This is a genomic window from Streptomyces sp. CGMCC 4.7035 (assembly GCF_031583065.1).
In the GTDB taxonomy this organism is placed as follows: domain Bacteria; phylum Actinomycetota; class Actinomycetes; order Streptomycetales; family Streptomycetaceae; genus Streptomyces; species Streptomyces yaanensis.
On sequence record NZ_CP134053.1, the window covers coordinates 6,819,077 to 6,841,284 of the forward strand.

At 70.2% G+C, this 22,208-nt stretch carries 17 protein-coding genes and 2 pseudogenes; 9 read left to right on the forward strand and 10 right to left on the reverse strand.

Translation table 11 applies throughout. From position 1 onward, the window contains the following. Positions 1 to 53: 53 nt before the first annotated feature. Positions 54 to 1,097: a zinc-dependent alcohol dehydrogenase family protein gene (locus Q2K21_RS30010; RefSeq protein ID WP_310777177.1), complete on the reverse strand. Its 1,044-nt coding sequence runs from the start codon at positions 1,095 to 1,097 to the stop codon at positions 54 to 56. A gap of 241 nt (positions 1,098 to 1,338) precedes the next feature. Here Q2K21_RS30010 and Q2K21_RS30015 point away from each other — a divergent pair, with 241 nt between their 5' ends. Next, positions 1,339 to 1,578, forward strand: a complete 240-nt coding sequence (locus tag Q2K21_RS30015; protein ID WP_310777179.1) for a heavy-metal-associated domain-containing protein — start codon at positions 1,339 to 1,341, stop codon at positions 1,576 to 1,578. Between the two features lie 87 nt (positions 1,579 to 1,665). Further along, complete coding sequence (locus Q2K21_RS30020) at positions 1,666 to 3,993, forward strand: heavy metal translocating P-type ATPase (RefSeq protein WP_310777183.1); 2,328 nt, start codon at positions 1,666 to 1,668, stop codon at positions 3,991 to 3,993. 637 nt (positions 3,994 to 4,630) lie between these two features. Here Q2K21_RS30020 and Q2K21_RS30025 read toward each other — a convergent pair. Together Q2K21_RS30025 and recD2 are read right to left on the reverse strand one after the other, a co-directional pair. Continuing rightward, the gene (locus Q2K21_RS30025; RefSeq protein WP_310777186.1) at positions 4,631 to 5,920 is read right to left on the reverse strand and encodes a citrate synthase; all 1,290 of its coding nucleotides are present in this window, start codon (positions 5,918 to 5,920) and stop codon (positions 4,631 to 4,633) included. A gap of 240 nt (positions 5,921 to 6,160) precedes the next feature. After that, positions 6,161 to 8,437, reverse strand: coding sequence for an SF1B family DNA helicase RecD2 (gene recD2 / locus Q2K21_RS30030; RefSeq protein ID WP_310777188.1), 2,277 nt, complete (start codon positions 8,435 to 8,437; stop codon positions 6,161 to 6,163). A 245-nt stretch (positions 8,438 to 8,682) separates the two neighbouring features. Here recD2 and Q2K21_RS30035 point away from each other — a divergent pair, with 245 nt between their 5' ends. The 6 genes and pseudogenes from Q2K21_RS30035 to rbsD all read left to right on the forward strand — a co-directional run bounded on the left by Q2K21_RS30035 (position 8,683) and on the right by rbsD (position 14,659). Next, positions 8,683 to 9,807, forward strand: a complete 1,125-nt coding sequence (locus tag Q2K21_RS30035) for a LacI family DNA-binding transcriptional regulator (protein ID WP_310777191.1) — start codon at positions 8,683 to 8,685, stop codon at positions 9,805 to 9,807. Beyond that, entirely contained in the window at positions 9,804 to 11,351 is a 1,548-nt protein-coding gene (locus Q2K21_RS30040; RefSeq protein ID WP_310777194.1) for a sugar ABC transporter ATP-binding protein, read from the forward strand. Before Q2K21_RS30035 ends, Q2K21_RS30040 begins: the two co-directional genes overlap by 4 nt. Continuing rightward, positions 11,341 to 12,312, forward strand: a pseudogene (locus Q2K21_RS35940) (ABC transporter permease); the annotation flags it as partial. The gene Q2K21_RS30040 and the pseudogene Q2K21_RS35940, both read left to right, overlap by 11 nt. Before the next feature lie 130 nt (positions 12,313 to 12,442). Then, positions 12,443 to 13,306: pseudogene (locus Q2K21_RS35945) on the forward strand (D-ribose ABC transporter substrate-binding protein); the annotation flags it as partial. A gap of 67 nt (positions 13,307 to 13,373) precedes the next feature. After that, positions 13,374 to 14,273, forward strand: coding sequence for a ribokinase (rbsK, locus tag Q2K21_RS30050; RefSeq protein ID WP_310777197.1), 900 nt, complete (start codon positions 13,374 to 13,376; stop codon positions 14,271 to 14,273). Then, positions 14,270 to 14,659: a D-ribose pyranase gene (gene rbsD / locus Q2K21_RS30055; protein WP_310777199.1), complete on the forward strand. Its 390-nt coding sequence runs from the start codon at positions 14,270 to 14,272 to the stop codon at positions 14,657 to 14,659. Before rbsK ends, rbsD begins: the two co-directional genes overlap by 4 nt. Positions 14,660 to 14,752: 93 nt before the next feature. Here the strand turns inward: rbsD and Q2K21_RS30060 are convergent, their stop codons facing one another. The 3 genes from Q2K21_RS30060 to Q2K21_RS30070 all read right to left on the reverse strand — a co-directional run bounded on the left by Q2K21_RS30060 (position 14,753) and on the right by Q2K21_RS30070 (position 17,458). Further along, complete coding sequence (locus Q2K21_RS30060; RefSeq protein WP_310777202.1) at positions 14,753 to 15,631, reverse strand: hypothetical protein; 879 nt, start codon at positions 15,629 to 15,631, stop codon at positions 14,753 to 14,755. Positions 15,632 to 15,714: 83 nt separating this feature from the next. After that, positions 15,715 to 16,128 carry a hypothetical protein gene (locus Q2K21_RS30065; protein ID WP_310777205.1) on the reverse strand — a complete coding sequence of 138 codons (414 nt, stop codon included), beginning with the start codon at positions 16,126 to 16,128 and terminating at the stop codon, positions 15,715 to 15,717. Between the two features lie 316 nt (positions 16,129 to 16,444). Further along, positions 16,445 to 17,458: an ArsR/SmtB family transcription factor gene (locus Q2K21_RS30070; RefSeq protein WP_310781327.1), complete on the reverse strand. Its 1,014-nt coding sequence runs from the start codon at positions 17,456 to 17,458 to the stop codon at positions 16,445 to 16,447. Between the two features lie 568 nt (positions 17,459 to 18,026). Between Q2K21_RS30070 and Q2K21_RS30075 the strand changes: the two genes are divergently transcribed. Beyond that, positions 18,027 to 18,251 carry a DUF397 domain-containing protein gene (locus Q2K21_RS30075; protein ID WP_310777208.1) on the forward strand — a complete coding sequence of 75 codons (225 nt, stop codon included), beginning with the start codon at positions 18,027 to 18,029 and terminating at the stop codon, positions 18,249 to 18,251. Between the two features lie 36 nt (positions 18,252 to 18,287). Here the strand turns inward: Q2K21_RS30075 and Q2K21_RS30080 are convergent, their stop codons facing one another. Genes Q2K21_RS30080 through Q2K21_RS30095 form a run of 4 tightly spaced genes read right to left on the reverse strand, consistent with a single transcriptional unit; the run spans position 18,288 to position 21,961 of the window. Then, positions 18,288 to 18,821 (reverse strand): hypothetical protein, encoded by a 534-nt coding sequence (locus tag Q2K21_RS30080; protein ID WP_310777211.1) that lies wholly within the window; start codon positions 18,819 to 18,821, stop codon positions 18,288 to 18,290. Between the two features lie 4 nt (positions 18,822 to 18,825). Next, positions 18,826 to 19,665 (reverse strand): sugar phosphate isomerase/epimerase family protein, encoded by an 840-nt coding sequence (locus Q2K21_RS30085; RefSeq protein ID WP_310777214.1) that lies wholly within the window; start codon positions 19,663 to 19,665, stop codon positions 18,826 to 18,828. Further along, the gene (locus tag Q2K21_RS30090; RefSeq protein WP_310777216.1) at positions 19,662 to 20,813 is read right to left on the reverse strand and encodes a dihydrodipicolinate synthase family protein; all 1,152 of its coding nucleotides are present in this window, start codon (positions 20,811 to 20,813) and stop codon (positions 19,662 to 19,664) included. Before Q2K21_RS30090 ends, Q2K21_RS30085 begins: the two co-directional genes overlap by 4 nt. Beyond that, a complete protein-coding gene (locus Q2K21_RS30095; protein WP_310777219.1) occupies positions 20,810 to 21,961 on the reverse strand; it encodes a Gfo/Idh/MocA family protein in 1,152 nt (383 codons plus the stop codon). Before Q2K21_RS30095 ends, Q2K21_RS30090 begins: the two co-directional genes overlap by 4 nt. Positions 21,962 to 22,208: the final 247 nt, after the last annotated feature.

Below are 22,208 nucleotides of genomic sequence, written 5' to 3' on the forward strand. Positions count from 1 at the left end.
CGTCCTGGAGCAGGAGTGGGCCGTTCACCGGGGTCGTCCCGACACGGGCCGGCTCAGCTCCACGGTTCGATGACCGTCACGCCCCGGCCCGGCGCCGTTCCCATCGCCGCCAGTGCCTGCGGGGCCGCGTTCAGCGGGATCGTCGAGGTGACCAGGAGGTCGGGCTGGAGGGTGCCCGAGCGGACCAGTTCCAGCATGGGCGGATAGGCGTGCGCCGCCATGCCGTGGCTGCCGAGGATCTCCAGTTCCAGGGCGACCGCCCGGGACATGGGGACGGGGGTCGTGCCGCTGGGTGACGGCAGCAGACCGACCTGGATGTGGCGGCCGCGGCGGCGCAGCCCGTTCACCGACGCCGCGCAGGTCGCCGGAGAGCCGAGGGCGTCAAGAGAGACATGGGCGCCGCCGCCCGTCAGGGCGCGGACCGCTGCCGCCGTGTCCTCGAAACGCGTTGCGTCCACGCACTCCGCCGCGCCGAACTTCCGTGCCATCTCCAGGGCCTGAGGCGATACGTCGACGGCCAGCACCCTGGCGCCCGAAGCCGCCGCGATCATCACCGCCGACAGGCCGACGCCCCCGCAGCCGTGGACGGCCACCCACTCCCCCGCCGCGACCCGGCCCTGCTGGACGACGGCGCGGAACGCCGTGGCGAACCGGCATCCCAGCGCGGCCGCCGTCCGGAACGACAACTCCTCCGGCACCGCGACCAGGTTGACGTCCGCGTGGTCCAACGCCACGTACTGCGCGTAGGACCCCCAGTGCGTGAACCCCGGCTGCGTCTGCCGCTCGCACACCTGCTGGTCGCCCGCAGCGCAGGACGGACAGGTGCCGCAGGCACAGACGAAGGGCACGGTGACCCGGTCGCCGGGCCGCCAGCCGGTCACCCGCGCGCCCACCTCCTCGACGACACCGGCGAGTTCGTGCCCGGGCACGTGCGGCAGGGTGATGTCCGGGTCATGCCCCATCCAGCCGTGCCAGTCGCTGCGGCACAGACCCGTGGCCTCGACCCGCACCACGACCCCGTGCTCGGAAGGCCGCGGGTCCGCCACCTCGCGCACCTCGGCCGGCTCCCCGTACCGCTCGAACACCACCGCACGCATACGACCGCACCCTCCGCCCGCGTCCGCGACCCCAGCACGCCTGGAGATCGTCTCTCCGGCGGAACGCTAGCCGCGCACCCCGGGCCTGTCCCGGTCACGGTCCGCCCGCCGCGGGACCACACGTCCGGACAGAACGGCCCGACAACTCTCTGACGCGCCGGGAACCCTCTTGGGTGGAATACCCCCTAGGGGTATAGTCTGAAGCACGCAAACCCCACACGCCTCCCTGAGGAGTAACGACATGACCACGCAGACTGATACCCCGGGTACCGTGACGACCGTCTACAAGGTCAGCGGGATGAGCTGCGGGCACTGCGAAGGCTCCGTCTCCGGTGAGATCTCGGGGATCGCCGGCGTCAGCTCGGTCACGGCCGTCGCGTCCACCGGCGAGGTCACCGTGGTCTCCGCCACCCCCCTCGACGAGGAGACCGTGCGCGCCGCGGTCGACGAGGCGGGCTTCGAACTCGTCGGCAAGGCCTGAACCGCCAGCATCTGCTCTCCGCACCGGGCCGTGCCGACCAGCTGATACTGGCTCCGCACGGCCCGGCCCATTGTCTGGAGTCCGGACATGACCAGCACCGCAACACCAGCACCAGCACCAGCACCAACACCAGCACCAGCACCAGCACCAGCACCAGCACCAATACACGAGGCCGAGCGCTCCGAGGTCGAACTCACGATCGGCGGCATGACCTGCGCCTCCTGTGCGGCCCGGGTCGAGAAGAAGCTCAACCGCATGGACGGCGTCACCGCCACCGTGAACTTCGCGACGGAGAAGGCGAAGATCTCGTACCTCGACGGGATCGAGGTCGCCGATCTGATCGCCACGGTGGTGAAGACCGGCTACACGGCCGAGGAGCCCCCGCCGCCACAGCCCGAGGAACCCACCGAACAGGCGGATCCCGCGGAACACGCGGAACCCGCGACGTCCGTGGAGGACCCCCAGCAGGCCGCCCTCCGTCAGCGGCTGACCGTCTCGGCCCTGCTCGCCCTGCCCGTCGTCCTGCTCTCGATGGTCCCGGCCCTCCAGTTCGACAACTGGCAGTGGCTCTCGCTGACGCTCGCCGCGCCCGTCGTCGTCTGGGGCGGGCTGCCCTTCCACAAGGCGGCGTTCACGAACGCCCGGCACGGCGCGGCCACCATGGACACACTGGTCTCGGTCGGCACGCTCGCCGCCTTCGGCTGGTCCCTGTGGGCACTGTTCTGGGGGCACGCCGGGATGCCCGGCATGCGCCACGGCTTCGAGTTCACCGTCTCGCGTACGGACGGGTCCTCGGCCATCTATCTCGAAGTGGCCGCCGGTGTCGTCGCCTTCATCCTGCTCGGCCGCTATCTGGAGGCCCGCTCCAAGCGGCGCGCGGGCGCGGCCCTGAGGGCGCTGCTCCAACTGGGCGCCAAGGACGTCGCGGTCCTGCGGGAAGGGCGTGAGGTACGGGTTCCGGTGACGCGGCTGGCCGTCGGCGACCGGTTCGTCGTACGGCCCGGCGAGAAGATCGCCACGGACGGCACGGTCGTCGAGGGCACCTCGGCGGTGGACGCGTCCATGCTGACCGGCGAGTCGGTGCCGGTCGACGTCACCGCCGGGGACTCGGTGACCGGCGCGACCGTGAACGCCGGGGGCCGACTGGTGGTCGAGGCGACCCGGGTCGGCGCGGACACCCAGCTCGCCCGGATGGCACGGCTGGTCGAGGACGCGCAGAACGGAAAGGCCGAGGTGCAGCGCCTCGCCGACCGCATCTCCGGGATCTTCGTGCCCGTCGTACTGCTGATCGCGCTCGGCACGTTCGGGGTGTGGCTGGGTGTCACCGGTGACACGGTCGCCGCCTTCACCGCCGCGGTCGCCGTGCTGATCATCGCCTGCCCGTGCGCGCTGGGCCTCGCCACCCCGACCGCGCTGATGGTCGGTACCGGCCGGGGCGCCCAGCTCGGCATCCTCATCAAGGGCCCGGAGGTGCTGGAGTCCACGCGCCGGGTCGACACAGTGGTCCTGGACAAGACCGGAACGGTCACCACCGGCCGAATGACCCTCCAGGGGGTGCACGTCGCCGAGGAGGCCGACGAGAAGGAGGTCCTGCGGCTCGCAGGAGCCCTGGAACACGCCTCCGAGCATCCGATCGCCCGGGCGGTCGCGGCAGGCGCGCAGGAGCGCGTCGGTGACCTTCCGACGCCGGAGCACTTCGAGAACGTGCCCGGTCTCGGCGTGCGCGGGCGCGTGGAGGGGCGCGAGGTCGCGGTGGGCCGGTTCCCGGGCGCACTCCCCGACGGACTGGCCCGTGCGAAGGCCGACGCGGAGGCCGAGGGACACACGGCCGTAGTGGTCGCCCTGGACGGCGAGGCACTCGGTGTGCTCACGGTCGCCGACGCGATCAAGGAGACCAGCGCCGAAGCCGTGCGGGAACTGCGGGCGCTCGGACTCACGCCGGTCCTACTGACCGGGGACAACCGGGCGGTGGCCGAGGCGGTGGCGCGTGCCGTCGGCATCGACACCGGCGACGTGATCGCCGAGGTGCTGCCCGAGGACAAGGTCGACGTCGTCAGGCGGCTGCAGGGCGAGGGGCGGACCGTCGCCATGGTGGGCGACGGTGTCAACGACGCGGCGGCCCTCGCCACCGCCGATCTGGGCCTGGCCATGGGCACCGGGACGGACGCGGCGATCGAGGCGAGCGATCTGACGCTGGTGCGCGGGGACCTGCGGGTGGCCGCGGACGCGATCCGGCTGTCACGGCGGACCCTCGCCACGATCAAGGGCAACCTGGTGTGGGCCTTCGGCTACAACGTGGCCGCGCTGCCGCTGGCCGCCGCCGGGCTCCTCAACCCGATGATCGCGGGCGCGGCGATGGCGTTCTCCTCGGTCTTCGTGGTCACGAACAGCCTGCGACTCAGGGCATTCTCATGACGTAGGGGTAAGAGTCCCTCTAGAGTCGACCGCGTGCCTCACATAAGCTCTTCACAAGGCTCGCGCATCTTCCTTACGCTGGGGCCTCGATCGCCATATCGAGGCTCTTGCGCATCTTCAGGACATATGCAAGAGACGCAGATCACAGTGATGTGAACGTAACCCATGGAAGGGTTCGTGAGTCTAAGTTGGCGATGTCAGAAGCGTCTTGGGGGGCGTGACTGACATCCGGGGATGTCTTGGGGGACGTTCCCAGGAAACGGCGTTGCCGGGGCACGTGCACCGGGGAGCTTTGAGCGGCCCTCCCGTCCGTACGCGTCCCGGCAGACCGCATGGCAGTGGTACGCCGAGTTCTGCTCGTTTTGCTCGCAGCGATTCAGGCGCTGTCCCGCAGACGCCCGGCCGGATCCCGTGGGGGGAATCCGCACCGGGACATGGGAAGGCGCCCTGTGCGTCGGCCCGTGGGGGGACCGGCGTCAGGGCGCCTTCTGTTTTATGCATGAACCTCTGTACAAACCCTTGCGCAAAGCTGTGCACCGAAGCTTTGCATGAAGCTTCGTACGCCACACTCAGTACGAAGCACAGAGGCGCACGCCGCTCCAGGGATACGACGTACGCCTCAGGCGCGTAGGGAGACTCAGCGCTCCTCGACCGGAACGAAGTCCCGCTCCACCACGCCGGTGTAGATCTGGCGCGGGCGGCCGATGCGAGAGCCCGGCTCCTTGATCATCTCGTGCCACTGGGCGATCCAGCCCGGCAGCCGGCCGAGGGCGAACAGGACCGTGAACATCTCGGTCGGGAAGCCCATCGCGCGGTAGATCAGGCCGGTGTAGAAGTCCACGTTCGGGTAGAGGCTGCGGGAGACGAAGTAGTCGTCGGAGAGCGCGTGCTCCTCCAGCTTCAGGGCGATGTCCAGCAGCTCGTCGGACTTGCCGAGGGCGGAGAGCACATCGTGCGCGGCAGCCTTGATGATCTTGGCGCGCGGGTCGAAGTTCTTGTAGACCCGGTGGCCGAAGCCCATCAGGCGGACGCCGTCCTCCTTGTTCTTCACCTTGCGGATGAAGGAGTCCACGTCGCCGCCGCTCGCCTGGATGCCCTCCAGCATCTCCAGGACGGACTGGTTGGCGCCACCGTGCAGCGGGCCCCACAGCGCGTTGATGCCGGCCGAGATCGAGGCGAACATGTTGGCCTGCGACGAGCCGACCAGGCGGACCGTGGAGGTCGAACAGTTCTGCTCGTGGTCCGCGTGCAGGATCAGCAGCTTGTCGAGCGCGGAGACGACGACCGGGTCCAGCTCGTACTCCTGCGCGGGGACCGAGAAGGTCATGCGCAGGAAGTTCTCGACGTACCCGAGGTCGTTACGCGGGTAGACGAAGGGGTGGCCGATCGACTTCTTGTACGCGTACGCGGCGATCGTCGGAAGCTTGGCAAGCAGGCGGATCGTGGAGAGGTTGCGCTGCTTCTCGTCGAACGGGTTGTGGCTGTCCTGGTAGAAGGTGGACAGCGCGGAGACCACCGAGGACAGCATCGCCATCGGGTGCGCGTCGCGCGGGAAGCCCTTGTAGAAGTTCTTGACGTCCTCGTGCAGCAGGGTGTGCTGCGTGATGTCGTTCTTGAAGCTGGAGAGCTCGTCGACGGTCGGCAGCTCGCCGTTGATCAGCAGGTAGGCGACCTCCAGGAAGGTGGAGCGCTCCGCCAGCTGCTCGATCGGGTAGCCGCGGTACCGCAGAATGCCCTGCTCGCCATCGAGGTAGGTGATGGCGGATTTATAGGCGGCGGTGTTGCCGTAACCGCTGTCCAGGGTGACCAGACCGGTCTGGGCGCGGAGCTTCCCGATGTCGAAGCCCTTGTCACCGACGGTGCTGTCGACCACCGGGTAGGTGTACTCGCCGCCGTCGTACCGCAGTACTACAGAGTTGTCGCTCACGTCTTCCCTCACCGACGTAGTGCCTCATCTTCGAGGTGCCCTGACTGTCTCTACCATCCCCCATTTGGCGCAGGAGAGTGCACTCGGGGTCGACCATTGGGCTCATCGGCGGCACTGAGTGCCGTCAACCTGCTCATCCTGCCCCCGTTCGCCCGCTTCCGGAAGTGCTCTGTGACCTTCGCGACTCATTTGATCGATCATTTTTTGAGTGGCCGGTCCGGGGTCGGCCCGCGGGGCGGCTCAGGCTTCGAGGGGGCGCGGCGACAGCCTGAAATCCAGGGCCGTGCAGCGTCGGCCCGCCGACACCGTGCGCACCGCCTGGCCGATCGCCTTGCGTGAACCGACGAGTACGACCAGCTTCTTGGCGCGGGTGACCGCCGTGTAGAGCAGATTCCGCTGGAGCATCATCCAGGCACCCGTGGTGACCGGGATGACCACGGCCGGATACTCGCTGCCCTGCGAGCGGTGGATGGTCACCGCGTACGCGTGCGCCAGCTCGTCCAGTTCTTCGAATTCGTACGGGACCTCCTCGTCCTCGTCCGTCAGCACCGTGAGGCGCTGGTCGACCGGGTCGAGAGAGGTGACAACACCCACGGTGCCATTGAAGACACCATTCTTCCCTTTCTCATAATTGTTGCGGATCTGGGTGACCTTGTCGCCGACACGGAAGACGCGGCCGCCGAACCGCTTCTCGGACAGGTCCGGGCGGCCGGGGGTGATCGCCTGCTGGAGCAGGCCGTTGAGATTGCCCGCGCCGGCCGGCCCGCGGTGCATGGGCGCGAGAACCTGCACGTCACGCCGTGGGTCCAGGCCGAACTTGGCCGGGATCCGCCGCGCCGCCACGTCCACCGTGAGCCGCCCGGCCGCCTCGGTGTCGTCCTCGACGAAAAGGAAGAAGTCCTTCAGGCCGTCGGTGAGCGGGTGCTGTCCGGAGTTGATGCGGTGCGCGTTGGTGACGACGCCGGACTGCTGGGCCTGGCGGAAGACGCGGGTGAGGCGGACGGCCGGGATCGGACTGCCGTCCGCCAGCAGATCGCGCAGGACCTCTCCCGCGCCGACGCTGGGCAGCTGGTCGACATCGCCGACGAAGAGGAGGTGGGCGCCCGGCGGCACGGCCTTCACCAGCTTGTTGGCGAGCAGCAGGTCGAGCATGGACGCCTCGTCGACGACCACCAGGTCGGCGTCCAGCGGGCGGTCCCTGTCGTAGGCCGCGTCGCCGCCGGGCTTCAGTTCGAGCAGCCGGTGCACCGTGGAGGCCTCGGCGCCCGTCAGCTCGGACAGGCGCTTGGCGGCCCGTCCGGTGGGCGCGGCGAGCACGACCTTGGCGCGCTTGGCCCGGGCCAGCTCGACGATGGACCGCACGGTGAACGACTTGCCGCAGCCGGGCCCGCCGGTCAGCACGGCGACCCTCTCGGTCAGCGCCAGTCGCACGGCCTCCTGCTGCTCGGGGGCCAGGTCGGCCCCCGTACGCCCCTTGAGCCAGCCCAGCGCCTTGTCCCAGGCCACGTCCCGGAAGGCGGGCATCCGGTCCTCGTCCGTGCGCAGGAGGCGCAACAGCTGGGCGGAGAGGGAGAGTTCGGCGCGGTGGAAGGGGACGAGGTACACGGCCGTGACGGGGGCTCCGCCATCGGCCGCGGGCACCTTCTCCCGTACGACACCGGGGTCCGTGTCGTCCTCCGGGGGTGCCGCCAGCTCGGCCAGGCAGTCGATGACGAGCCCGGTGTCGACCTGGAGGAGCTTGACCGCGTCCGAGATGAGCTGTTCCTCGGGGAGATAGCAGTGGCCCTGGTCGGTGGACTGCGAAAGGGCGTACTGGAGACCGGCCTTGACGCGCTCGGGGCTGTCGTGCGGGATGCCGACGGACTGGGCGATCCGGTCGGCGGTGAGGAAGCCGATGCCCCAGACGTCGGCGGCCAGGCGGTAGGGCTGGTTCTTGACGACGGAGATGGAGGCGTCGCCGTACTTCTTGTAGATGCGCACGGCGATGGACGTGGAGACCTGGACGGTCTGCAGGAAGAGCATGACCTCCTTGATCGCCTTCTGCTCCTCCCAGGCGTCGGCGATCTTCTTGGTCCGCTTGGGACCGAGGCCCGGGACCTCGATGAGCCGCTTGGGCTCCTCCTCGATGATCTTCAGGGTGTCCAGCCCGAAGTGCTGGGTGATGCGGTCGGCGAAGACCGGCCCGATGCCCTTGACGAGGCCGGAGCCGAGATAGCGGCGGATGCCCTGGACGGTGGCCGGGAGGACCGTCGTGTAGTTCTCGACGGTGAACTGCTTGCCGTACTGGGGATGGGAGCCCCAGCGGCCCTCCATCCTGAGCGACTCCCCCACCTGGGCGCCGAGGAGCGCGCCGACGACGGTGAGCAGATCAGCGGCGCCACGGCCGGTGTCGACGCGGGCGACCGTGTATCCGTTCTCCTCGTTCGCGTACGTGATGCGTTCGAGCACGCCCTCCAGTACGGCCAGGCGCCGCTCCCCGGCGTCCGCCTGCCCCGCCCGACTCGCATCCTTGGTCATGATCCGACGCTACCGCCCAGGTCTGACAGACGGGGTGGGTCGGCCCCGACAACGCTCAACACCCCGAAAACCGCGCCCAGTCGGAGTTCGCCGCCGACCGGCCGCCGTCGCGCGTCACCCGTCGGTTCCGGCCATGAGGTCACAATCCGGTCTCGACCCTTGCTCAATGCCCATGTAATCGATTCCAATTCCTTCCTGTCAGTCGTGTAAACGATTCCACGGATCCACGAGGAGGTGGACCGACGATGGCGAGCATCAAGGACGTCGCCGCCGAGGCGGGGGTTTCCGTCGCCACGGTGTCCCGCGTCCTGAACGACCACCCGTCGGTCAGCGCCGACGCACGCACCCGCGTGCTGGCCGCCGTCGAGGTGCTGGGCTACCGCCCGAACGCCGTCGCCCGGTCCCTGCGCACCGACCAGACCCGCACCCTCGGCCTGGTCATCAGCGACGTACTCAACCCGTACTTCACCCAGCTCGCCCGCGCCGTCGAGGAGCAGGCCCGCGCGCTCGGCTACAGCGTGATCATCGGCAACGCCGACGAGCGGCCCGACCTCCAGGACCACCATGTGCGGACCCTGCTGGACCGGCGGATCGACGGGCTGCTCGTCTCCCCGACCGACGGCGGGTCGCCGCTCATGCTGGACGCGGCGCGGGGCGGCACCCCGATGGTCTTCGTCGACCGGTGGATCGAGGGCGTCGTCGTACCCGTCGTGCGCTCCGACGGAAGTGCCGCCATCCACGATCTCGTCGCGCATCTGTACGGACTCGGGCACCGACGGCTCGCGATCATCGCGGGACCGGCGGCGACCACGACCGGCCGCGAGCGCGTCGAGGCCTTCCGCCAGGCCATGGCCGCGTACGGGCTTCCCCTCCCGGACGCGTACATAGGCCAGGGCGACTTCCAGGCCGAGAGCGGGCGCCGGGCCACCGAGCGGTTCCTCGACCTGAACGAGCCGCCCGAGGTCGTGTTCGCCGCCGACAACCTGATGGCGCTCGGCGCGCTGGACGCCATCAGGGCGCGCGGACTGCGGGTCCCCGACGACATCGCGCTCGCCGCGTTCGACGACATCCCGTGGTTCGTGCACACCGATCCGCCGATCACCGCGATCGCCCAGTCCACGGGCGAGTTGGGGCACGCCGCCGTGCGCGCGCTGGTCGACTGCATCGAGGGACGGTCCCCCAAGTCCGTCACCCTCCCCGCTCGTCTCGTCGTACGTCGCTCGTGCGGCGAGCCCGCTCTTCACGAGCTGCCGGCTCCCCTCGGACCGCGCGCTCCCCAAGAGCCCCCAGCTCCCCAAGAGCAGCCCGCTCTCCCAGAGCAGCCCGCTCCCATGGAGCCGTTCCCCGCAATGAACAGGAGCCAGTCGTGAGCAACCCGGACGAGTTGCTGCGCATCGAAGGCATACGCAAGACCTTCCCCGGTGTGGTCGCGCTCGACAGCGTCGACTTCGACCTGCGTCGGGGCGAGGTGCACGTGCTGCTCGGTGAGAACGGCGCGGGCAAGAGCACCCTCATCAAGATGCTCTCCGGCGCCTACCGCCCCGACAGCGGGCGCATCGTGGTCGGCGGCCAGGAGGTGCGCATCCACGGTGCGCAGGACTCCGAACGCCTCGGTATCGCCACGATCTACCAGGAGTTCAACCTCGTTCCCGACCTCAGCGTCGCCGAGAACATCTTCCTGGGCCGCCAGCCGCGCCGCTTCGGCCTCATCGACCGCAAGCGGATGAACACCGAGGCGGCCGAACTCCTCGCCCGTGTCGGTGTCGATGTCGACCCCCGCACCCAGGTGCGCGAACTGGGCATCGCCCGGCTCCAGATGGTCGAGATCGCCAAGGCGCTGAGCCTCGACGCCCGCGTCCTGATCATGGACGAGCCCACCGCCGTCCTGACCACCGAAGAGGTCGACAAGCTGTTCCGGATCGTCCGGAAGCTGCGGGACGACGGCGTCGGCATCGTCTTCATCACCCACCACCTGGAGGAGATCGCCGCCCTCGGCGACCGCGTCACCGTCCTGCGCGACGGCCGCAGCGTCGACCAGGTCCCGGCGAGCACCCCCGAGGAAGAGCTCGTACGGCTCATGGTCGGCCGGAGCATCGAGCAGCAGTACCCGCGCGAACGCGGGGACGCCGGGGCGCCGCTGCTCAAGGTCCGCGGACTCACCCGGGCCGGCACCTTCCACGACATCGACTTCGAGGTCAGGGCCGGCGAGGTCGTCGGCCTCGCGGGCCTGGTCGGCGCCGGCCGTACCGAGGTCGTACGCGCCGTCTTCGGCGCCGACCCCTACGACTCCGGCACCGTCGAGGTGCAGGGCCGTCCGCTGCGCCGGTACGACGTCAACGCCGCCATGGACGCCGGGATCGGCCTGGTCCCCGAGGACCGCAAGGGTCAGGGCCTGGTCCTCGACGCCACCGTGCAGGAGAACCTCGGCCTGGTCACGCTGGGCCGCGCCACCCGCGCCGGTTTCGTCGACCGGGCCGGGCAGCGACGGGCCGCCGACCGGATCTCCGGACAGCTCAAGGTCCGTATGGCCGGACTGCACCAGCACGTACGGACCCTGTCCGGTGGCAACCAGCAGAAGGTCGTCATCGGCAAATGGCTACTGGCCGACACCAAGGTGCTGATCCTCGACGAGCCGACCCGCGGCATCGACGTGGGCGCCAAGGTCGAGATCTACCAGCTGATCAACGAACTCACCGCCTCCGGGCACGCCGTCCTGATGATCTCCAGCGACCTCCCCGAGGTGCTGGGCATGAGCGACCGCGTCCTGGTCATGTCCCAGGGCCGGATCGCGGGCGAACTCGCCGCGCAGGACGCCACCCAGGACGCCGTCATGGCGCTGGCCGTCAGCGCGACCGCAACAACGAACACCGCAGCAACCGCAGCAAAGGATGTGGAGGTCTCCCGTGGCCACTGACACGCTCAAGAGCAGTACGGACACGGGTGGTGCCCTCGCACTGCGCCGTATGCTCCTCAACAACGGCGCCCTCACCGCGCTGGTCGTCCTGGCCGTGGCGATGTCGTTCCTGTCGGGCGACTTCCTGGCCACCCAGAACCTCCTCAACGTCGGTGTCCAGGCGGCCGTCACCGCGATCCTGGCCTTCGGCGTCACCTTCGTGATCGTCTCGGCCGGCATCGACCTGTCCGTCGGCTCGGTCGCCGCGCTCTCCGCCACCGTCCTGGCCTGGACCGCCACCAACCAGGGCTTCCCGGTCTGGCTCTCGGTCCTGCTCGCCCTCGCCACCGGCATCGCCTGCGGCCTGGTCAGCGGCGCGCTCATCTCCTTCGGCAAGCTGCCGCCCTTCATCGCGACCCTCGCCATGCTGTCGGTGGGCCGCGGCCTGGCCCTCGTCATCTCGCAGGGCAGCCCGATCGCCTTCCCCGACTCGGTGTCCAACCTGGGCACCACCATCGGCGGCTGGCTGCCGGTGCCGGTCCTGGTGATGATCGTGATGGGCCTGATCACCGCCGTGATCCTGGGCCGTACGTACATCGGCCGCACCATGTACGCGATCGGCGGCAACGAGGAAGCGGCCCGGCTCTCCGGCATCCGCGTCAAGCGCCAGAAGCTGGTCATCTACGCCCTGGCCGGCGGCTTCGCGGCCGTGGCGGGCATCGTCCTCGCCTCCCGGCTGGCCTCCGCGCAGCCGCAGGCGGCGTACGGATACGAACTCGACGCCATCGCCGCGGTGGTGATCGGCGGCGCCAGCCTCTCCGGTGGCGTCGGCAAGGCATCGGGCACCCTCATCGGTGCGCTGATCCTCGCGGTGCTCCGCAACGGCCTCAACCTGCTGTCGGTCTCCGCCTTCTGGCAGCAGGTCGTCATCGGCGTCGTCATCGCGCTCGCGGTCCTCGTGGACACGCTTCGCCGACGCGCGTAACCGACCTCGTCCCTCCGCCCTTCCCCCCGGAATCAACCCGCACCCGCAAGGAACAGTCATGCGCACCAAGCAGATCTCGCTCACCGTGGCCGCCATCGCCTCGCTCGCCCTCACCGCCACCGCCTGCAACAACGGCTCGTCCGGCTCCTCCGACATGAAGGTGGGCCTGTCGGTCTCCACCCTCAACAACCCCTTCTTCGTGCAGCTGAAGGCGGGCGCCCAGGCCGAGGCGAAGAAGGAGGGTGTCTCCCTCACCGTCACCGACGCCCAGAACGACGCCTCCCAGCAGGCCAACCAGATCCAGAACTTCACCAGCCAGAACGTGAAGTCGATCATCGTCAACCCGGTGGACTCCGACGCCGCCGGCCCGTCCGTCAAGGCCGCCAACAACGCGAAGATCCCGGTCGTCGCCGCCGACCGCACCGTCAACAAGGCCGAGGTCGCCACCACCGTCGCATCGGACAACGTCGAGGGCGGCAAGCTCGCGGCCAAGACGATCGCCGAGGCGCTCGGCGGCAAGGGCACCATCCTGGTCCTCCAGGGCACCTCCGGCACCTCGGCCGCCAACGAGCGCGGCAAGGGCTTCACCGAGGGCCTGAAGGCCTACCCGGGCATCAAGATCGTCGCCTCGCAGCCGGCCGACTTCGACCGCACCAAGGGTCTGGACGTCACCACCAACCTGCTCCAGGCCCACCCGGACGTGAACGGCGTCTTCGCGCAGAACGACGAGATGGCGCTCGGCGCGATCAAGGCCCTGGGCAGCAAGGCCGGCAAGTCGGTCAAGGTCGTCGGCTTCGACGGCACGCCGGACGGCCTCACGGCGGTCAAGGGCGGCACGCTGTTCGCCTCGGTGGCGCAGCAGCCGAAGCTGCTGGGCCAGCTGGCCGTGGAGAACGCCGTCAAGGCTGCCAAGGGCGAGAAGATCGACACCACGGTCAAGGTCCCGGTGAAGGTCGTCACCAAGACGAACGTCGCCGAGTTCTCCTCCTGACGTCCTTCTCAACCAGCCCGACGTCCTTCTCGAAGAGGACGACGAACCGACGTAAGGAAACACAACGATGCACGGCTACGACCTGCTGGTCGTAGGGTCGGCCAACGCCGACCTGGTGATCGGCGTCGACCGCCGCCCGGCGGCCGGCGAGACGGTACTCGGCTCCGACCTGGTCACCCATCCGGGTGGCAAGGGCGCCAACCAGGCCGTCGCCGCCGCCCGGCTGGGAGCCCGTACCGCGCTGCTGGCCCGGGTCGGCGATGACGCGCACGGCCGGCTGCTCGGCGACTCCCTGCGGGCGGCCGGCGTCGACACCGCCGGCATCCTCACCGGCGGGGCTCCCACCGGGGTCGCTCTGATCACGGTGGACCCGTCCGGGGACAACAGCATCGTGGTCTCGCCGGGAGCCAACGGAAAACTCGCGCCGGAGGACGTCCGGGCCTCGGACAGCCTCCTGCGCGCCTCCCGCGTGGTCTCGGCGCAGTTGGAGATCCCGCTGGAGACGGTCGAGGAGGTCGTACGGAACCTGCCGTCCGGCACCCGTTTCGTACTGAACCCGTCGCCGCCCCGGCCGCTGCCCGCCGAGGTGCTCGCCGCCTGCGACCCGCTGATCGTCAACGAGCACGAGGCGCAGGTCATCACGGGCGGCGAGTCGGCCGGCACCCCCGAGGAGTGGGCCGCCGCGCTGCTGGCGCTCGGCCCCCGCTCGGTCGTGGTGACGCTCGGCTCGCAAGGCGCGCTGGTGGCGGACGCCCAGTCCATGACCCGTGTGCCGTCCGTGAAGGTGGAAGCGGTGGACACCACGGGCGCGGGCGACGCGTTCACGGCGGCGCTGGCGTGGCGGCTCGGTACGGGCTCGTCGCTACCGGACGCCGCGGCGTACGCGGCGCGGGTGGGCGCGGCGGCGGTCACCCGCCCCGGCGCGCAGGAGTCGTACCCCACTGCCGAGGAGGTAGAGGCGCTGTGAAGAAGGCCGGAATCCTGAACCGTCATCTCGCGGGTGCGGTGGCCGAGTTGGGGCACGGGGACGGGGTGCTGGTGTGCGACGTCGGCATGCCGATCCCGGCGGGCCCGAAGGTGGTGGACCTGTCGTTCCGCGCCGGGGTGCTGTCCTTCGCCGAGGTCCTGGACGGCCTGCTGGCCGAACTGGTGGTGGAGGGCGCCACGGCGGCGGAGGAGGTCCGGGACGCGAACCCGGAGGCGTCCGCGCTGCTGGACTCCCGCTTCCCGAACCTGGAACTGGTCTCGCACGAGAAGCTGAAGGAACTGACGGCGCACGCCCGCCTGGTCGTCCGCACGGGTGAGGCCCGCCCGTACGCGAACGTGCTGCTGCGCTGCGGGGTGTTCTTCTAGGTCCCGTCGTCCGACTCCCGTCGAACTCCCGTCGTCCGCCCAGAGGGCGGGCAGGCGGGAGTTCGGCGTCTGGGCCCAGGGCCGGACTGCCGGTCACGGCGCGGGGAAGGCCAGCCGGACGCCGTGCTGTTCCTCGGCGCGGTGGAGCAACGGCACGAGCGTCCTGCGCAGCTCGCGGATCTCGTCGGCGTGGTCGGCGAGGAAGCGGGCGCGCAGGCGCAGGCGGGCGGGTTCGCGGACGGCTTCGACCGGGCGCATGCAGTCGGCGTAGGCCCGCCCGACCTCGCGCTCGGCGCCCGCCAGTTCGGCAGGCGCCGCAGTCTGCATCCGGGCGTCGGAGAGGGCGAAGAAGGCGTTTTCGTCACGGGCCTGGATGCCGTGACCGGCGAGGCAGCGCGAGAGGGTGCGCAGGGCCCGGAGCGTGTGGGGATCGCGGCGCAGGGAAGCGACTTCGCCGAACCACTGTCCTTGGAGCTCGGCGTAGGTGCCGCGCAGCGCGTCGGCGGCGGTCCGTCCCTCGGTGCGGCACCGGTTGATCGCGGCGGGGCTGCCGGCACGGGCGGCCACGGCGGGCCGCGCCGACGGGGTGGGCACCGGGGCGCTCTCGCTCGTCCCGTGCCGGGCGATGAAGTCCAGGTCGGGGAGGTCGTAGTACCGGATGAACGCGAGCGGGGCCTGCGCGGGCAGGGCGATTCCCTGTTGGCGGGCGCAGGAGGCCTCGACGGTGCGCCCCACCTGCCGAACGAAGACGTCCAGGCCCTGGGTCCAGCGGGTTTCGGCGCCGGTGGCGGGCAGCACCATGCGGACGGGGTCGGGCGGCAGGGCGTGGCTGAGGGAGGCCGGGGTCAGGGGCTCGGGCGACGAGCCGTGTGCCGACGGGGCGGGGCTCGCCGAGCAGGCGGTGAGCAGGGCGGCGGCCGCCGCGGTCGCGACACGGGCCACGATCCGGCCGGGACTCGCCTGACGGACCATCCGGATCACTCCTCTCCTTCCGGTGGACGGGGGGCCGTCAGCCGGAACGGGCCGACGGCACCCCCGCGGGGCACGGAGCCAGGTCAGTGCGTGATGCGGACGGTGTCGCCGCCGTCGAGCTGGCTCGCCACCGTGAACGGGGTGTTGTCGTTGACGTCGGTGCACAGCCAGTAGGTGGAGTCGTTGACACTGTGGCTGCCGTCGGAGGCCCAGACGTAGCCCTTGCTGCAGGTGTGCCAGACACCGCTGGAGTTGCGCAGGCGGCCGGCGTAGTAGTCCCCGTACGGGGACGTCGAGTCGTCCGAGTAGGTGAGGTTGAGGTCGCCGCAGCTGCTGGTGGAGGACTTGCGGACGATGGTGCCGACGCCTTCGTAGCCGCCGGTGGTCAGCGTCGAGGTCACGCAGGCGTTCGGCGCGGCGGACGCCGTCGGAGCGAGCACCAGACAGGTCGCGGCGGAGACGAGCGCGAACGCGCCGGCGGCGATGGCTCTCTTCATGGATTTTCCCCCTTGAACGGTGATCGCGGGCGGGACGGCTGCCCCGCCCGGGGTGCTTCGCCGGAAACGCTCGCAGAGCAGGCCCAGGCGGGACCACGACCTTCGAGCAGCCTCGAAAGTCGCGGGCCGAGCGGCGGAGGCCATTGCTCCGGCGGTACGCACGAGGCCCATGGGACTGAAGAGGCGATCGAAGAGGCGAACCGCGTCAGGCGGCGGGCATCGCGAGGCTGTGCCGAGTGACCAGAACTCGACTGGCTACAACGCGACTGACGACAACTCGGCTGACGACAACTCGGCTGATGAGCAACTCGACCGACTACAGCTCGACGCGCGCGACCGGCCCTGCGGACGGGGACATCAGCGTCCGGCGGAGCATCGCCGCTCCGAGCGGCGTGAGGGTGTGCAGCACGGTGTTGTTCGAGCGCTGACTCATGATCAGGCCCGCGTCGCGCAGCACCGTGGTGTGATGCGTGGCGGTGGCGGGAGAGATGCCCAGGAATCGCGCCAGCTCCGACGTGGTCGCGCCGAGGGCGAGAGCCCGCAGCGCGGCCGCGCGGGTCCGACCCAGCAGCGCCGCGAGGGAGGCATCGGAAGGGAAGGCCGGCGCGGGGAGCCGGGCGGCGCGCAGGGGATACACCAGCACCGGCTGCAGCGTGTCGTCGGCCAGGGCGATCGGCGCCTGCCAGCAGAAGTAGGAGGGGACGAGGCGCAGCCCGCGTCCGCCGAGATACAGGTCCCGGTCCTCGACGTAGTCCACCTGGAGGACCGGTGGGCGCCAGCGCATGGCGGGCGACAGGCCGCCGAGCAGTCCCTCGATGCCGGTGTCGAGCGCCTCGCGGGCGCCCAGGGCACGCTCGCCGCCGATGCTTGCGCGGAGGCGGTCCTGGTGCGGGGCGATGACGGCGTCGTGGTAGGCACGGAGGACCTTGACGAGTTCCTCACGGGTCTCGCGTTCCACCAGTCTCGGGGCCCAGGCGGGGGCGCCGCTGACCCGGGCCAGCATGCCCACCTCGTGGGCGACCCGCGTGGGCGGTGTGTCGACGATCGCCGCGAGTCCGCGGTCCAGTCCGTCCACGGACTCGTGCGGGGTCAGGAAGTCGGGGAAATAGCGCGCCCGGGGCAGCACGGGGACAAGCAGCCGGCGCACCGCCTCACCGAGCGATGTGCCCGCGAGGGTGTCCCGGGTGTCGCGGTACCAGTCGGCGTAGGCCCAGCGGCCTCGCGCGGTCTGAAGCCGGTGCAGGCTACAGGTGATCTCCCACAGCGGGTCGGGGCTGCTTGCCATGCGGATGCGTGCGAAGTCCTCAGGCGTGAAGTGGATACGCAGCACGAAACCGCCCCCCGAGTCGACATCGCCCGCCCCGGGAGCAGCGTGGGTGACGGCCGTCACAGAGGCAACGCCTGATTCGGTCGTTCCCTGGCGTCACTGTCGGTCAGGAGGACTCTTTCCGAGTGACTGGTTCGGATTCCGAGTGGCCGGTTCGGAGCAGCCGGGGCGAACAGCGCCGGCCGGGCGGCCGCCCCAGGAGCAGCCCGCCCGAAGAACTTCCTTGAACAGCTTCGAGGGGGCCCGGTCCGTTGACCGTGCCCCCTCGGTCTCCCCCTCCGTATCAGAACCCCCGCGATCCCCCCAGATCTCCCCCCAGAAGTTCTGATGTCAGGTACGACACACAGGGGCCGGGAAGGGTTGCGCGCCTTCTCAGAATTTTTCGTCCGGGGGGGGATTCAGCCCGTGCCGGCCGTGCTCCTCTGCTCTCCGCGATGCGCTTGACGTCCACCAGGGACTCACTGAGCCGACCGGCGAGGTAGTCAGACGGCCTACGCTCTGGCCCTGAGCGCCGCGCTGTCGCAGCAGAAGTCACTGGCCCTCGTCGGGGCGGCAGCAGAGGAACACGCGCATGGTCAGCAATGAGTACACCGTCTCCGACTCGTCCACCCTCACGGGGTGGTACAAGTCCAGCTACAGCGGCGGCGATCAGGGCGAATGCCTTGAGGTCGCCCGTGGCCACGCCGGCGTGCCCGTCCGTGACAGCAAGGCCGTCACCGGTCCGGCCCTGGTCTTCTCGGCGGACGGCTGGACGTCGTTCGTCACCGCCGTCAGGGAGGGGCACATCAGGGGCTGAGCATCCCGCCTGATCCAGTCGCGCGCGCCGAAGCCCTCATGCGGCCGCCTCGGCCTCCCGCGCCCGCGTCACCGCCTCGCGGATCGCGCGAACCGTCCAGGGCCGCTGCGGTGCCAGGCGTTCGACCACGGGGCCCAGCCAGTCCGGGTCGCCGAGCCGGTCCGCCTCGCCCGCGTCGATGGTCTGCCGCAGCAACTCTTCGAGCCCCAGGACATCGAAGCCGGAGTACCAGCGGGGATGCCGGTCGAAGCGAGCCACCCAGTCCTCGTACGGGTGGCGCAGGGTCATGTGCAGGTAACCGCCGCCGTGTCCCTTCCAGGGGCCCGGCACGCCGCCGAAGATCCCCATCATGGAGAAGGACCTCGACGGATACTTGGCGCCCACGGTCACTCGCATGCCCAGCATGATCCTCGACCAGGGAATCAGCTCTCCCTCGGAGTTCCGCGTGTGTTGGAAGAGCCCGTCCTCCCGGAACTCCACCCACCAGCCGTCCGGCCGCCGGACTTCCCCCACCACCCAGCGGCCGTCGTGCAGGGTCAGCGGTCCCAGTGAAGCGCTCGTGTCACCCACACGCTCATTGGATCACGTGTTCTACGAACCGCGCCGCGGTTTCCGCGAGCACCTCACGCCCGTCCCGCGCCCACAACTCGTCGTTGAACAGCTCGACTTCGATGGGCCCGGCGTATCCGGCCGCTTCCACGTAGCCCTTCCACTCCCGCATGTCGATCGCACCGTCACCGAGCTGTCCGCGGCCGTTGAGGACGCCCTCCGGCAACGGGGTGATCCAGTCGGCGAGTTGGAAGGTGTGGATACGGCCGCCCGCGCCCGCGCGGGCGATCTGCTCCGGCGCCGTGTCGTCCCACCAGATGTGGTACGTGTCCACGGTTACGCCCACCTGGTGTGCGGGGAAGCGTTCCGCGAGGTCCAGGGCCTGGGCGAGGGTGGAGACCACGCAGCGGTCGGACGCGTACATGGGGTGGAGCGGCTCGATGGCCAGCTTCACGCCATGCTGCTCCGCGTACGGACCCAGCTCCGCCAGCGCGTCCGCGATGCGCTCACGGGCGCCGTGCAGGTCCTTGGACCCGGCCGGGAGGCCGCCGGAGACCAGCACCAGGGTGTCCGTGCCGAGGGTGGCCGCCTCGTCGATGGCCCGGCGGTTATCGGCCAGTGCGGCCGCCCGCTCGTCCGGGTCGATCGCCGTGAAGAAGCCGCCCCGGCACAGCGTGGTCACCGCCAGCCCCGCGTCGCGGACCAGTTTGGCCGTCGCCTCCACGCCGTAGGACTGGACGGGCTCCCGCCACAGGCCCACGCCCCGCACCCCCAACTCCAGGCAGCCGTCGACCAGTTCCGGAAGCGACAACTGCTTGACCGTCATCTGGTTGATGGAGAAGCGCTCCAGCGCCGCGTTGGTCATCGGGCCACTCCGTAAAGGGACAGCAGCGTCTTCATCCGCTCCTCCGCCAGCTCCGGGTTCGGGAACAGGCCGAGACCGTCGGCGAGTTCGTACGCCTTGACGAAGTGCGGGAGGGATCGGGCCGACTGGAGGCCGCCGACCATCGTGAAGTGCTCCTGGTGGCCCGCGAGCCAGGCCAGGAAGACGACGCCCGTCTTGTAGAAGCGGGTCGGCGCCTGGAACAGGTGGCGGGACAGCTCCACCGTCGGGTCGAGCAGCTCCCGGAAGCCCTTGGCGTCGCCTGTGTCCAGGACCCGTACCGCCTGCGCGGCCAGCGGGCCCAACGGGTCGAAGATGCCGAGCAGCGCGTGGCTGAAGCCCTGCTCGTCGCCCGCGATCAGCTCGGGGTAGTTGAAGTCGTCGCCCGTGTAGCAGCGCACGCCCTGCGGGAGACGGCGGCGCAGGTCGATCTCACGCTGGGCGTCCAGCAGGGAGACCTTGATGCCGTCCACCTTGTCGGGGTGGGCCGCGATGACCTCCAGGAACGTGTCCGTGGCCGCGTCCAGGTCGCTCGAACCCCAGTAGCCATCGAGGGCCGGGTCGAACATCGGGCCGAGCCAGTGCAGGATCACCGGGTCGGCGGCCTGGCGCAGCAGGTGGCCGTAGATCTCCAGGTAGTCCTCGGGGCCCTTGGCCGTGGCGGCCAGCGCGCGCGAGGCCATCAGGATCGCCTGCGCGCCCGCCTCCTCGACCACGGCGAGCTGTTCCTCGTACGCCGCGCGGATCTCTTCCAGGGAGCCGGCGGTGATCTGGTCGGTGCCGACGCCGCACGCGATACGGCCGCCGACCGACTTGGCCTCGGCGGCGCTACGGCGGATCAGCTCCGCCGCGCCCGCCCAGTCCAGGCCCATCCCGCGCTGGGCGGTGTCCATGGCCTCGGCCACACCGAGCCCGTGCGACCACAGGTGGCGGCGGAAGGCGAGCGTGGCGTCCCAGTCGACGGCAGCGGGCGAGTCGGGGGAGACGTCCGCGTACGGGTCGGCGACGACGTGGGCCGCCGAGAAGACCGTACGGGCGGTGAAAGGGGTGCCGGCGGAGAGGGCGAGGGGTTCGCGGCGCGGCTCGTACGTCCGGAGCCGCCCGCTGGAGTCCGGGAGTCGGATGGTCACAGGGAGATCTCCGGTACGTCGAGACGGCGGCCCTCGGCCGAGGACTTCAGGCCCAGTTCGGCGAGCTGGACGCCACGGGCGCCGGCCAGCAGGTCCCAGTGGTAGGGCGCGTCGGCGTAGACGTGCTTGAGGAACAGCTCCCACTGGGCCTTGAAGCCGTTGTCGAACTCGGCGTTGTCCGGCACCTCCTGCCACTGGTCGCGGAAGACCTCGGTGGCGGGGATGTCCGGGTTCCAGACGGGCTTCGGGGTGGCGGAGCGGTGCTGGACGCGGCACTTGCGCAGCCCGGCGACGGCCGAGCCTTCCGTGCCGTCCACCTGGAACTCGACGAGTTCGTCGCGGTTGACGCGCACGGCCCAGGAGGAGTTGATCTGGGCGATCGCGCCGCCCTCCAGCTCGAAGATGCCGTACGCGGCGTCGTCGGCTGTGGCGTCGTAGGGCTTGCCGTTCTCGTCCCAGCGCTGCGGGATGTGGGTGGCGGTGAGGGCCTGGACGGACTTCACGCGGCCGAACAGCTCGTGCAGCACGTACTCCCAGTGCGGGAACATGTCGACGACGATGCCGCCGCCGTCCTCGGCGCGGTAGTTCCAGGAGGGGCGCTGGGCGGGCTGCCAGTCGCCCTCGAAGACCCAGTAGCCGAACTCGCCACGGACCGACAGGATCCGGCCGAAGAACCCGCCGTCGATGAGGCGCTTCAGCTTCAGCAGGCCGGGCAGGAAGATCTTGTCCTGGACGACGCCGTGCTTGATGCCCTTCTCGTGGGCGAGCCGGGCCAGCTCCAGGGCGCCCTCCAGGCCCGTCGCCGTCGGCTTCTCCGTGTAGATGTGCTTGCCCGCCGCGATCGCCTTCTTGATCGACTCCTCGCGGGCGGAGGTGACCTGGGCGTCGAAGTAGATCTCCACGTCCGGGTCGGCGAGGACCGCGTCCACGTCCGTCGACCAGTGGTCGAGGCCGTGCCGCTCGGCCAGCGCCTTCAGGGCGTGCTCGCGGCGGCCGACGAGGACCGGCTCGGGCCACAGCACGGTGCCGTCGCCCAGGTCGAGGCCGCCCTGTTCGCGGATGGCCAGGATGGAGCGGACGAGGTGCTGGCGGTAGCCCATGCGTCCCGTCACGCCGTTCATGGCGATGCGCACCGTCTTGCGTGTCACGTCGTTCCCTTCGTACGCGTCCGGCGCCGCGTACGCTCACGGGTGAGCGTGACAGCAAGCGCTTTCTATACGGTGAGACGCTAGCCTCTGTGCGGCGGATCGGACAAGAGCACGGGGGCGACGAAGACGCGCGTTTCCGTATACAACGTCACAACGTCACATCAGGTGACACTGCGGATACCGGACGGCGGCGGGCGTCCGCGTGGCTCGGATCGAACCGTGACGTTTCGGTCGATCCGTCGAACGT